Source organism: Gimesia sp. (assembly GCF_048260065.1).
In the GTDB taxonomy this organism is placed as follows: Bacteria; Planctomycetota; Planctomycetia; order Planctomycetales; family Planctomycetaceae; genus Gimesia.
In genome coordinates this window covers 219,738-232,540 of sequence record NZ_JBLXHC010000006.1, presented here as the reverse complement: position 1 = coordinate 232,540, position 12,803 = coordinate 219,738, and the positions used below count along the sequence as shown (strand labels likewise).

The 12,803-nt window shown below is 50.7% G+C and carries 11 protein-coding genes; 6 read left to right on the top strand and 5 right to left on the bottom strand.

Annotation, left to right across the window (positions count from 1 at the left end):
- Positions 1-59 precede the first annotated feature (59 nt).
- Genes ACN0YN_RS13620 through ACN0YN_RS13605 form a run of 4 tightly spaced genes read right to left on the bottom strand, consistent with a single transcriptional unit; the run spans position 60 to position 5,456 of the window.
- Entirely contained in the window at positions 60-1,181 is a 1,122-nt protein-coding gene (locus tag ACN0YN_RS13620; RefSeq protein WP_417385569.1) for a hypothetical protein, read from the bottom strand.
- Between the two features lie 58 nt (positions 1,182-1,239).
- Positions 1,240-2,112 carry a hypothetical protein gene (locus ACN0YN_RS13615; RefSeq protein ID WP_417385568.1) on the bottom strand — a complete coding sequence of 291 codons (873 nt, stop codon included), beginning with the start codon at positions 2,110-2,112 and terminating at the stop codon, positions 1,240-1,242.
- Positions 2,113-2,135: 23 nt separating this feature from the next.
- Positions 2,136-4,595: a heme-binding protein gene (locus ACN0YN_RS13610; protein ID WP_417385567.1), complete on the bottom strand. Its 2,460-nt coding sequence runs from the start codon at positions 4,593-4,595 to the stop codon at positions 2,136-2,138.
- A 15-nt stretch (positions 4,596-4,610) separates the two neighbouring features.
- Positions 4,611-5,456 (bottom strand): endonuclease/exonuclease/phosphatase family protein, encoded by an 846-nt coding sequence (locus tag ACN0YN_RS13605; protein WP_417385566.1) that lies wholly within the window; start codon positions 5,454-5,456, stop codon positions 4,611-4,613.
- A gap of 667 nt (positions 5,457-6,123) precedes the next feature.
- Here ACN0YN_RS13605 and ACN0YN_RS13600 point away from each other — a divergent pair.
- The 6 genes from ACN0YN_RS13600 (at position 6,124) to ACN0YN_RS13575 (ending at position 12,186) form a co-directional block, all read left to right on the top strand.
- Positions 6,124-7,110, top strand: coding sequence for a DUF1559 domain-containing protein (locus ACN0YN_RS13600; RefSeq protein ID WP_417385565.1), 987 nt, complete (start codon positions 6,124-6,126; stop codon positions 7,108-7,110).
- Between the two features lie 196 nt (positions 7,111-7,306).
- A complete protein-coding gene (locus tag ACN0YN_RS13595; RefSeq protein WP_417385564.1) occupies positions 7,307-7,435 on the top strand; it encodes a hypothetical protein in 129 nt (42 codons plus the stop codon).
- 295 nt (positions 7,436-7,730) lie between these two features.
- The gene (locus ACN0YN_RS13590; protein WP_417385563.1) at positions 7,731-8,717 is read left to right on the top strand and encodes a DUF1559 domain-containing protein; all 987 of its coding nucleotides are present in this window, start codon (positions 7,731-7,733) and stop codon (positions 8,715-8,717) included.
- A gap of 192 nt (positions 8,718-8,909) precedes the next feature.
- Positions 8,910-9,038 (top strand): hypothetical protein, encoded by a 129-nt coding sequence (locus ACN0YN_RS13585; RefSeq protein ID WP_417385562.1) that lies wholly within the window; start codon positions 8,910-8,912, stop codon positions 9,036-9,038.
- A 253-nt stretch (positions 9,039-9,291) separates the two neighbouring features.
- Entirely contained in the window at positions 9,292-10,284 is a 993-nt protein-coding gene (locus tag ACN0YN_RS13580) for a DUF1559 domain-containing protein (RefSeq protein WP_417385561.1), read from the top strand.
- Between the two features lie 261 nt (positions 10,285-10,545).
- A complete protein-coding gene (locus ACN0YN_RS13575) occupies positions 10,546-12,186 on the top strand; it encodes a calcineurin-like phosphoesterase C-terminal domain-containing protein (RefSeq protein WP_417385560.1) in 1,641 nt (546 codons plus the stop codon).
- Between the two features lie 90 nt (positions 12,187-12,276).
- Here the strand turns inward: ACN0YN_RS13575 and ACN0YN_RS13570 are convergent, their stop codons facing one another.
- Positions 12,277-12,750 carry a hypothetical protein gene (locus ACN0YN_RS13570; protein ID WP_417385559.1) on the bottom strand — a complete coding sequence of 158 codons (474 nt, stop codon included), beginning with the start codon at positions 12,748-12,750 and terminating at the stop codon, positions 12,277-12,279.
- Positions 12,751-12,803: the final 53 nt, after the last annotated feature.

Sequence of the window (12,803 nt, the reverse complement as noted above, 5' to 3'; positions counted from 1 at the left end):
GATTCGCTTCGGTTATAGATCGCGCCTCTCTGATTGTCAACGAAAACCAAACACGGTGTTTATGGTTTGATGGCTCGATAGTATTCGATCATCGCGTCAACTTTATCTGTTTGTGGATGCAGAGAGCCCCAGCGAAAGACCATCACGCCGGTCGCAGGTGGACGGGTGCCATGATCCAGAACAGAATGGACTTGTTCTACAGGCACCTCTTCACCCCAGTCGGAAAGCTGGACGATCGGCCAGATTTTGAGACGTTCTTCCGGTTCCCCTTTGATATCCAGATATTTTCCCAGCCAGGCGGTCTGACGTGAGATCCAGGCAGGGTCCTGCGGATGATTGAAGCGGGCGTGATAAGGCATGATGCTGAAGACATCGACATATTTTGCCTGGGCTTTCAGATCGATGGCCAGTTTGTTTTTGAGAGCGCCGTCGAAATCGGTGTCGGACCAGGGACAATGAAATGTTCCCAGCAGCGCTTTGGGTCGGGTTTCGTCAATGATCGAACGGAACTCGCGGACCCAGTCGGTAAAGAGATCACAACGCCACTGTACCCAGGCTGCCTTATGTTTATTCAACAGGATCTGCGAGAGTTCGGAGGTGGGAGCCTCAGGCAGACTGGTTTTGGTATCGCGCTGAAATTGAGTCAGGCACCGTTCACAAAAACAGGTTTCAGGCATGTCGGGAACCGCGCGCTCCCAGCTGGCGTGGCTGTGATGATAATCGAGCCAGATCCCGTCGATCTCATACTCCTTGAGCACTCGGCGGAACTCATCCATGCGGTATTTACGATAACCGGGATGCGTCGGGCAGATTCCCTGCCAGCCTTGCGGAGGCGGTGAGATTTTTCCATCGACGCCGATCGGGGTGGCATCGGGATGGTCTTTGAGATAGTTCGCCACGTGCATGGTATTGAATTCAGCAAAGACCTGGGCGCCCTGTTGTTTTAATTGTGCGATGCGTTCCTCGGTCAAACTTCCCGAACCCATGAAGATGGCGTTCACACCCAGTTCGGGCAGCCGCTTGTTCTGTTCCAAAAGTTGTGTCGGCGAACCGCCATAGATACCACGGATTTGAATATGCGGTCGTGGTCTGGTCTCGGCCAGGGCAGATTGCCAAGGTGAAATAGGCAGGGAAATGAAGACAATCAATAATGACAGAGAGTTCAGCAGCCGATTTGACATTCTAATGTTTCCTCTGGGACTGGTTGCAGATCAGGTTTCAATTGATTACGAGGTGATCTCATTTTTTGAGACGATTGGCCAGCCATTGACGCGCCCTGGCTCGTGCGGGGATGTCTTTGAGCACCCATTCATTCGAATGATTGGGGTAGGGAATCGCCATAAAAGTGAACTGCCCCGGGGAGTCGGTATCTTTCAGATAATCTTCCGTGGCCTGGGTCGACATTTCCTGTGTGATGAACTGTGCTCGGCCGCCCAGGCGGGCCAGTCGCTTTTGGGCAGACGCGACATCACTGTCGGAATAGTTCCACTTTCTCACGCCATCATAATGGCTGTGTGGCAGCATACCTTTCCAGAGAGCCGCAATCTTATCGTCACGCAGGCCGATATAGTTACAGGCGATCGCACCGCGGGAGAAGCCGGTGAGAAACACGTTCTCAGGATCGCCGCCGAATTCGCTGCAGATCCGCTCGACCGTCTGGCGGCAGTAGTCCGCAGTTGCATCCGGATCGCCCCACCACTTGATCGCATGCTTGCCGGTCCGGGGATCGACGAACGGCAGACTGACCCAGATCATCCCCTTGCCGGCGGACAGGCCGAATCCCAGTTTGCAGTCCTGTACTCTCCCTTGACTGACATCATTTAAGGCATTCGAATAGCCGCCATTCCCCGGGTACTCCATAATTATCGGGTATTTTTTACCAGGTACCCAGTCGGCAGGCAGATAGAGGGCGTGTGCAATTTCGGTCTGTTCGAACCCCGGATTCTGCTGCCAGACCCGTTTGCCCGCCTGTGGTTTTTCTTGAGTGACTTTGGGAACCTGCAGATCGTTGGGGATGCTGTGAATGTTGACCGGTTCTGCTGCGCGCAGACTGCTGGCGGTGTCCAGCATCAAAAACAGCACGAACAGTTTCATCCATTGATTGACTGGCATTTTCAGATCCGATCCTGTGTGGATTACTTTTGAAACGCGGTTGCCTGTGGATCTCCGCCCGCTTTGAGATAAGCCAGCAGATCCAGGATTTCTTCCTGCGTGAGGACATCGATCAGATTGGCAGGCATCGGCGATGTTTTGGAAAGGATGGATTCTTCGATTTCTTCCCGGACCACAGGGACCGTGGTCTGGCGAATGGGATCGGTTTCCACGGTGATGGTGGTCTTGCTGACCCCAACGGGACGCCCGGTGACAATTTTTCCGTTCGTGAGAACATAGACGGTGTAGAGATATTTTTCGTCCATGACTTTCGAGGGCGTGATGATCGATTCCAGTATCGCGCGGCTGTCGAAGCGTTTGCCGACCGTGGTCAGATCGGGGCCGACCTGGGCACCGGTCGAACCGATGCGATGGCATTTCAGACAGTTCGCAGCCAGGAGGGCCTGCCGCGCACTTTTGAAAGACCGCTTTGACGAAACTGCGGCCAGATGCGGTTCCAGTTCACTGAGCGTCCATTCCTGCACGACCGGGCGGGCGGGAACCTGTTCTTCTTCGACCAGAGGCTGATCCAGTGCGGCGATCTGTTTACTGAACTGCTCTCGCTGCTCATTGGAGAGCGTTTTCAGAAAATCGTCGCGGATGTCGCGCAGTCGTTCCGTCATTTGTTTGCCGCCATAAAAAGTGCGGGCGTGCGCCAGCCAGTTGAGAAACTGCTGCTGTTGATCTCTGGTCCAACTCTGCTTCGCAAAGGTCAATGTTCGTGCTGCTCTGATCTGCTCTTCCTGAGTGGCTGTGTCTGTGAGCAGAGATAATGTCCGTGGTACTACCTGTCCGTCGTTCAAATAGACCAGCAGTTCACTTAGCAGGTGATTCACGTTGCTGTTGACATGCGGGTAGAGTGGGCTCAGCCGTGTTTTCAGTTCCTGTGCCTGGGCGTCTGTGGGAGAACCGAGCCGGATCAGGCAGAGCTGGTAAGCCCGCAGCAGCGCGAGCAGCTGTTGCGGTTGAAGCGAGTTCAGATCAATGCGGTTCAACGCTGCCAGGACCGCATCACGGTCTGCTGCGGTACCCTGATGGCTTAACGCAATCAGCGCTTCGATGGCGGTTGTGGGATTTGTTTCTGCAGTGGCCCGGGATCGCCAGCGGGTGACATCCTGGTTTTCCAGCGCACGTCGCGCAGTAAACCGTAACCAGCGATCTTCGCTGCTTAACTGCTTCCAGAGTGTGTCGATTTCAGGGACTGGCTTGCTGAGAAAGGGTTCCAGATCTCTTCTGAGTTGTCTTGAATGGGCGGCCTGACGGAAGACTTGAGCGTCGATCTCGGGAGCCTTTGATTTTGTTGTCTGATCCGGCAGTGAAGTCACACGGTACAGTCCGGACTGAGAACCACGACCGCCGGTGATGAAGTACAGCGCACCATCCGGTCCAAACTGCATGTCACAGACATTGAGCGGGCCCCCTTCCAGAAAGACTTCGTACTGACAGTTATAGGTGGCTCCCTGAGGAATCAGATCAACCAGCAGGATGCGGCCGTTCTGCCAGTCGGCAATATACATCGCCTGTTGAAAGCGGGGCGGAAAACTGCTGTTGGTTCCAAAGACCATGCCTGTGGGAGAGCCCAGGCCGGTATTCAGAGTTGAGGGGAGACTGTCGGCGTAGTATTCGGGCCACTTACCGGTGCCCCAGCGCCAGCCATATTCTCCGCTTGGGATGATATGATTGATGCGGGTCGGGCGGTACCAGGGCTGGCCGACATCCCATTCCATATCCGCGTCATAGGTAAACATTTCCCCGTCCGGGTTAAATGTCATGTCGACCTGATTTCGAAAGCCACCGGCGATGATTTCCCAGGTCTTGCCGTCCGGATCGGTTTTCAGAATGTAGCCGACGCGATTATCCTGGCCGGCGTCGTGCGGGTTGGGCAGCAGGTGATCGTTCTGCGGATTACGGTAAGGCGATTGAGGAGAGACCCCTTCTGGAAAAGCAACATCATTGCCGACAACCAGGTAAATATTCTGATCCGGACCGAGCACGATCTGATTATGCCCGTGTCCGAAGCGGCTGCGGTAGTCCAGTTTTTTCAGGAGCTGTCTCTGATCGAACTGATCGTCGCCCGTGGTATCTTTCAGGCGATGCAAGCCCTGACCGTTGGTCTCACTCACATACAGGCTGTTGTGGGCATACAGCACGCCGCGCGGATGTTTGAATGTGGTGTCGATTTTTTCGAAGCTGGTTTTTGCGGGATCGTCATTCAACGTGATTCGTCCCAGTCCCACATCGTCGAGCCCCAGGATGATACGCCCCTGATCGTCAAAGGTCATGCTGATCCAGGAACTTTCGTCTTTCTGAGCCGATCGGAGTAACTCGACCTGAAAGCCAGGCTGAACACGAATTGAGCTGACGGGGGTCGCCTGTGGTTCTGCTGCGTGTAAAAGTGTCGGCAACAGCGCAAGCAAAGCAAAACAGGGGAGGCAATGGTACATGGCGGCGCTTTCGGTTTATTTCTGTTTCCATTTGAGGATCGCAAAGACCGGGCAGTGGTCCGAGGCCAGGGGCTCGGCGATGACTCTGGTTTCGATGACTTCAAAGTCAGTTGCAGGTCGATAAAAAATGTAATCAATTCGCGACCGGGGTTTGGTAGAAGGAGCCGATGGAGTGGCTTTGTCGTCGATGGCATTGGTCCACTGTTTCAGGAGAATCTGAATCGGTTCTGCATCGGGAGTCGCGTTCATATCCCCGGCAAGGATCGTGGGGATATCGGAATCTAAAGTGAAGTGTGCATTGATGGCTTTGGCTTCTTCAATTCGGTCTTCTGGCAGATTGTGTTGAAAGTGGGTGCTGATGAATCGCAGCGGTTTATCATTTGCTCCGCGGACGGTCACAATAATGGCACCACGGGGGTAGGTGACTTTTTGCGGTGTACTTTCCGTATAAGGAAGCGGTTGAATCTTGACGTCCAGAATCGGCAGCCGCGTCAGGACGGCATTTCCGAACAGGCCTCCTTCATAATGCTGGGTGGGTCCGAAACGGACTGCCAGTCCTGTGAGTTCTGCCAGACGTTGTGCTTCATGGACGCGACCGGAGCGTTTTACGCCGACATCAACTTCCTGCAGGGCGACCAGATCCGGCTTCGTCTCTTGAATGACTTTCGCCAGCCGGGCAACGTCATATTTTCCATCTGTGCCCTGCCCGTAATGGATGTTGTAACAGAGGACCCGTAATGTCTGCGTTTTTTGTTCTGCTGCCTTTGCTCCCGATTCTGACTGAGAAAATATCAGGGCCAGCAGTATGGCGCAGGAAAAAAATGATCGAAAAATCCGCTTGAGTTCTGGTGTTTTCTGCATGCGGGCTGGATCCTCTATTAATATTGTTGGGTCTTTGCTCTTACCAGGAAAGTCGGAGCGGTCGGTAGCATACTTTACTATGAGAAAACCACGGGCTCTCGTCAATCCCCGCTCAGAATATGTCATATATCTGTAGTCAGGATTCCGTCTCCTGCGAAGCGAAGGTGTGGGAGCGTTACAAGGTTTTCAGGGAAAAATGCTGAAAAAGATAAAAAACTTCAGTTTCAGTTTGGCCTGTAACACTGCCTGGCGGAATCCCAAACGGGATGACTGATCCTTAGGATGTCAGTATTTCAAAATAGAAAGGGAAGAAAAATAGATTCGGTTAATGGATTGTTTGCTGGTCTCTTCATCTGCCCGGTTTGAAGTTCAGAGAACGATTCAAATCGAAAGAAAGTAACTGAAAAAAGCAGATTTCGTTTGAGTCTCGATTCGACCTTTCAAACCCGCGGCAATTCTGATTTGAAACCGTTCCACGATGCTTGCGAAGAATATTTCATTTTTTGGACATGTAATCTTAATAATCCACCGGTAAGATTCCCAAAAATTCGGAGCGAGAATCTCTATTCCGCCCACCCTCGGTCAGTCAAGACCTGCACCGGCATCAAAGTGCCTTGAAACGCTGAAACAATTATATTTTTGATTCTTCCTTTTGAGGGGATGCTTGATGCTTCTTCGTTTTTCGCGCCTTGCCGGTGCGCGTGCTGTGAGTTCAGCACCACGTCGTGGATTTACTTTGATTGAATTACTGGTGGTGATTGCCATCATCGCAATTTTGATTGCGTTACTGTTACCCGCTGTTCAGCAGGCACGTGAAGCAGCCCGCCGCAGCAGCTGCAAAAACAATCTCAAACAGTTAGGGATTGCATTACAAAACTATCATGACACACATGGTGTCTTTCCTCCCGGCGGTGTGATTGGAACCTGTGCTGGTACGCCTCCCACCAATCTTTCCGGCAGCCAGGAATGCAGCGGGCAGAGTATGGGCGGTAACTGGATGGTCTTTATTCTGCCTCAGATGGAACAAAGTTCCCTGTGGGAAAAAGCGGCTCCGATTCTGAATACCAATAATCCACTGGATAGCATGAATAACGTGTTTGGGCACTTTTCACCCGTAGCGTACCGTTGCCCCAGTCATCCCTGGGACCGTCGCAGTAATGTGGCTTTCCGGGCTCTGGAGCACATGTCTCGTGCGAACTATGGTGCCAACTATGGTGCCGGTGATCTGACCGCCTCTTATGCCAATACCACCGGTGGCGTGTTCACAATGAACTCATCCGTGAGTATTCGTGATATTAAAGATGGTACAACCAACACACTGCTGGTCAGTGAGCTGACCTACGCGAATGATGTGACTGCTGACGCCCGTGGTGCCTGGGTGTACTCCGGAATGGGTGGATCCGCCTTCAGTGCCGGACGTGGTCCGAACAGCACACTGGCTGACATCCTGGCCAGCTGCAGTACTTCGACAGAGCATCCTTGTACCGAAGGGAATGATGGAACCCAGATTGCCGCTGCCCGCAGTATGCATGATGGCGGTGTGCAGGTCTGTTTTATTGATGGTTCCGGCCGATTTATTTCGGAAAACATCAGCCAGACTATCTGGAATGCACTGGGGTCACGTGCCGGTCGCGAAGTGATCGACAATTTCTAAGCACGATCCCTGTTGAAGATCTGCTTTTCGCTGTTTCGTTTCAATAATGTCTCTTACTGGAGAAGGGCATTATCCCGGAAAGCAGAATCAGCACTCAGGAATGATCCTGAAAAACATGTAAGCCTGAGTCGGGGAACGATCTGAAAAATTGTTCCTCGACTTTTTCTATAAGATTTTATTTTTGGAGAGACCTGTGATGAAGAAATTATTGTTATGTCTGATTTGCCTGACCTGTCTGGCTCTGACAACTTCCGGATGCTCCGGAAAACCAGAGGAAGGTGTGACTGGAGATACGACACCGACTCCCGAATACACCGATCCTTAAGCCGCTGGATGAACTCATTAATCTTGAGTCCGCCCTGGCTCGCTTTGTGTCTGAAGTGACCTCAATGTTCTCATGCTTACCGGCAGACGATCCCGTAATGGGTTGCCGATGAATTTGACCACAGGAATCATATTTTATTTTCTCTTAATGCACTTGTGAACGATGTACCCTGGAACGACTCCGTGAAGTCTGATCCATCAGACGTAACCCTGATTCACATTCAAAAACTGATTTTGAGAACATTGATCTTCCCATGTTATCCGTCATTTATTTTAAACTCTCGAAGGAGAATATGATGAAACGCTTGCTATCGTCAGTTAAGCCGGTACATCCGACTTCTGGAAAACGTCGCGGCTTCACTTTAATTGAACTTCTGGTGGTGATCGCCATCATCGCCATTTTGATTGCGTTACTGTTACCTGCAGTGCAGCAGGCTCGTGAAGCGGCCCGTCGCAGCAGCTGTAAAAATAATCTCAAGCAGCTGGGTATCGCGCTGCAGAATTACCATGATACGCACAATGTCTTTCCTCCCGGTGGTGTGATCGGGGACTGTGCAGGGAGTCCTCCGACTAATCTGACAGGACTTCAGGAATGCGGCAGCGGACAAAGTCTGGGTGGGAACTGGCTGCTCTACGTTTTACTACAAATGGAACAGAGTTCTCTGTGGGAGAAAGCGGCCCCGATTCTCAATGCAAAAGATCCTCTGGACAACATGAATAACATCTTTGGTCATTTCTCCCCTGTAGCGTATCGTTGCCCCAGTCATCCCTGGGATCGTCGCAGTAATGTCGCCTTTCGTTCCCTCGAGCATATGTCGCGCGGAAACTACGGGGCCAATTATGGCTCAGGCGACCTGACGGCTTCTTATGCGAATACCACCGGAGGAGTGTTTACGATTAATTCTTCCGTGAATATCCGAGACATCAAAGACGGAACAACCAATACGTTTCTGGTGGGCGAATTAACCTATCTGAATGATGTGACTGCCGATGCCCGCGGTGCCTGGGTTTATTCCGGAATGGGAGGCTCTGCTTTCAGTGCCGGCCGCAGCCCGAACAGCCGGACAGCCGATATTCTGGGAAGATGCACGAGTACCACAGAAATGCCATGTTCCGAAGCCAACGATGGAACTCAAATCGCTGCGATGCGAAGTTATCATGATGGCGGAGTTCAGGTCTGCCTGGCTGACGGTTCCTGCCGGTTCATCTCAGAAAATATCAGTCAGACCATCTTACAGGCATTAGGTACCCGTTCTGGTCGCGAAGTGATCGACAACTTCTAATCGCGATCTCGTGTTGATAGATCAGCCTTCCGTCGTTTGCAGATGTTTCTTTCAAGAGACTAATAGTATTTCGGAGGGCGGAATGAACTCTCAGGATTCATCCTGAAGGACTCACAAACTTGAGTCGGGGAATGAGCAGAAAAATCATTCCCCGACTGTTTCTGTAAGAATCCATTATCGGGGAGACAAGTGATGAAGAAATTATTGTTATGTATGTTTTGCCTGACCTGTCTGGCACTGACGGTTTCCGGTTGCTCGGAAAAGCCAGAAGAAGGTGTGACCGGAGACACGACACCGACTCCTGAATACACCGATCCATAAACCTCTGAAAACTCAATTACAGATTGGATTGTCCAACTGTCAGAAAATGAGCCCCCATTCACTGGCAATTCGCAAGTTACGGTCTGTCAGTAATTCTAACCTCACAAGTCAATGTTCGTTCTCCGGGGTAAGCCCGCTGACAAGGGCTTTGTTCCGATCTGAGAATTCAGACCGGTGTCCCGTGAGTAACTGTTCTCAATGGTCTTGAGGACACTGATTGTTCTATGTTTTTTATTTTTTGAAGGAGAGAATGATGCAACGCTTACTATCATCAGTTAAGCCCGTGAATCAGACTTCCACAACGCGCCGCGGCTTTACTCTAATCGAGCTACTGGTTGTGATTGCCATTATTGCCATTTTAATCGCGTTACTGTTACCCGCAGTGCAGCAGGCCCGGGAAGCGGCCCGTCGCAGCAGCTGCAAAAACAATCTGAAGCAGCTGGGTATTGCTTTACAGAATTACCATGATACACACAACGTCTTTCCCCCCGGCGGCGTGATTGGTGACTGTGCGGGTAGTCCTCCTACCATTCTGACCGGTGCCCAGGAGTGTGGGAACTTCAATGGTCAAAGTATGGGAGGAAACTGGCTGGTCTTCATTCTGCCTCAGATGGAACAAAGCGCACTGTGGGAAAAAGCGGCTCCCGTCCTCAATGCCGGGGATCCTCTGGATTACATGAATAACATCTTCGGGCATTTTTCGCCTGTGGCCTATCGCTGCCCCAGCCATCCCTGGGATCGTCGCAGTAATGTTGCCTTTCGTTCCCTGGAGCATATGTCGCGCGGAAATTACGGGGCCAATTATGGATCCGGTGACCTGACGGATTCATACGTCAATACGTCCGGCGGTGTCTTCACGATGAATTCTTCCGTGAATATCCGAGATATCAAAGATGGAACAACCAATACGTTCCTGGTGGGCGAATTAGCTTATCTGAATGATGTGACTTCTGACGCTCGTGGTGCCTGGGTCTACTCCGGGATGGGAGGTTCGGCCTTCAGTGCAGAACGCAGTCCGAACAGCCGGACGGCTGATATCCTGAGCAAATGCAGCAACACAACTGAGATGCCTTGTACCGAGGCCAACGATGGAACGCAAATCGCTGCCATGCGAAGTTATCATGATGGTGGAGTTCAGGTCTGTCTGGTCGATGGTTCCTGTCGCTTCATCTCAGAAAATATCAGTCAGACCATCTTACATGCTTTAGGTACACGCTCTGGCCGAGAAGTGATTGATAACTTTTAAGCCATCTTTCAGTGTATGATGATCGACTGCGGGAGTTCACAACCGGAGCAGGGAGCTATTGCCACTCTCCGGTTGTTTTTTATTTACGGATGAGCAGATTGTTCTCCTGCCTGTCGCAGAGTGTGCTATTGTCGTCCGTACAGTGGTTCTGTTTGAGTCAGGAAAAAGAGCTGTTGTGGGTTTAGTCTGCCTGCATGAGCTCGTACCATATTATTAAATCAGATTAAGTAAATTATGATTTCGAATTTCAAAGGAAAATCAATGAGTCGATCGTTTCTATCAAGAATCGTCGTAGGAGGCCTGCTGGTTGCTTCGACCAGTGGAACCATCCAGGCTGAATCAAAAACAGAGAAGACCGCGACCGGTTATGTTTTTCAGGATACCAACCATAATCGTAAAAAAGATCCGGGTGAACAGGGTCTGGGGTGTGTGCGTGTTTCCAACGGCAAAGATGTCGTCTGCACTGATCAGTCCGGAAAATATGAGCTGCCTGTCAATGACGACACGATTTTATTTGTCATCAAACCTCAAGGCTGGCGGACGGCAATGAGCAAGAACCTGACACCAGAGTTTTACTACATTCATAAACCCGCTGGTTCTCCCCAATCAAAATATCCTGGTGTGAAACCAACCGGGCCATTACCGGCTTCAGTTGATTTTCCGCTGTATCCTCAAAAAGAGCCGGCACAGTTTCGCGCCATCTTTTTTGGAGATCCCCAGCCCCGTGACCAGAAGGAAATCGATTACATTGCCCATGATGTGATTGAAGAACTGGTGGGGACGGATGCTTCGTTTGGTGTGACTCTGGGAGATATTCTGTTTGACGATCTGTCCCTGTTCGAGTCGCAGGCCCGGGGCATCGCGTTACTGGGAATTCCCTGGTACAACGTGATTGGCAATCATGATATCAACTATGATGCACCCAATGATAAATTGAGTGATGAAACCTTCGAACGTGCTTTTGGTCCCTCTTATTATTCCTTCGACTATGGCCAGGTGCACTTCATCGTTCTGGATGATATCGAATGGATCGTTCCTGAAGAAAACAAAGAGACGAAGAAGGAAAAGAAAGGTCATTACGAGGGCGGACTTGGAAAAGAGCAGCTCGAGTTTATCAAGAATGACCTGCAGCAGGTTCCCGCAGAGCAGCTGGTGGTTCTGATGATGCATATTCCCATGATCGAGATAGAAGATCGTCAGGATCTGTATCGTTTAATTGAAAAACGTCCGTTCTGTATGTCGATCTCCGGTCACACGCATCATCATGAACATCGTTTTATTACAAAAGAAGATGGCTGGCGTGGACCTGAGCCACACCATCATATCATCAATGTCACAGTCAGTGGCAGTTGGTGGTCGGGTTCTCCGGACGAGCGGGGGATTCCCCATACGATGATGGCGGACGGCGCTCCCAACGGATATTCCATCATTTCTTTTGACGGCACTGAATACGATCTGGATTTCCGCGCTGCCGGTCGCTCAGCCAGTTATCAGATGAATATTCTCGCACCTGAAGAAGTTTCTGCAGATCAGACGGCTGAAACTGAAGTGTATGCCAATATCTTCAATGGCTCAGAACGTTCCAAAGTCGAAATACAGGTGGGGAATTCCGGTAGCTGGGCGGTGATGGAAAAGATTGATGAAATCGATCCCAGCTTCAAGAAGCTGTCTGAGACTGAAAATGCTGTGGAAGGGAAGAAATATCGCGATCTGCCTAAAGCGAAAAAGTCTTCACATCTCTGGCGGACAAAGTTACCCGCGGGACTGAAGCCAGGCACACATCTGATCCGCATTCGTACGGTGGAGATGGATGGCGACAAACACCAGAGCGGACGCGTCATTCGTGTTCTGCCTGCCAGGCCCGTAGAAAAGACAGCTTCCACGACAGTCACTGAAAAGTAACTGAGTAATACAGTCTGTTCAAAATAAAACAGGGGAATGTGATCTCGTTCGCATTCCCCTGTTTGCATTTTATTTTAAATAATGAAATATTTAACGCTGGGAGATGACGACCTTATTCACTTTCTTGTGACAGGCGATACAGGTCATCGTTAAATGCAGGTAACTGAGCGAAGCACCATCCAGATTTTTTTCCTTGGCGAATTTGATGACTTCTTTTGCGGTGGAGCGGAATTCTTCACTCTGTCTGGCAAAAATGGGGCCTTCAATCACCTGCCATTCAGTCGCATTGCTCATCTCAATCATCCGTTTGGCACCTTTCTGCATCAGGTCGTAGTCTTCAACCATCAGCCCTTCCAGCACCTGTTGCGAACTGGTCAGCTTCTCGCGCATAAATCGACTGAGTCGTTTCTCTCCCTCCGTTTCCTTATCCTCTGATTCCTTCTTATCTCCTTCCTGATCGCATTGATCAGGTGCGGAAGCATGCGCGACTTGAATTTCTTCAGAACCGATTCCTGCGACCACTAATAAAAATCCACCAAGCAGAAAACAGAGAGTTTTGGACATGACTCGGGCCTTTGATATAGTTGAAAATGTGCGGGAGTACCAATTGATATATA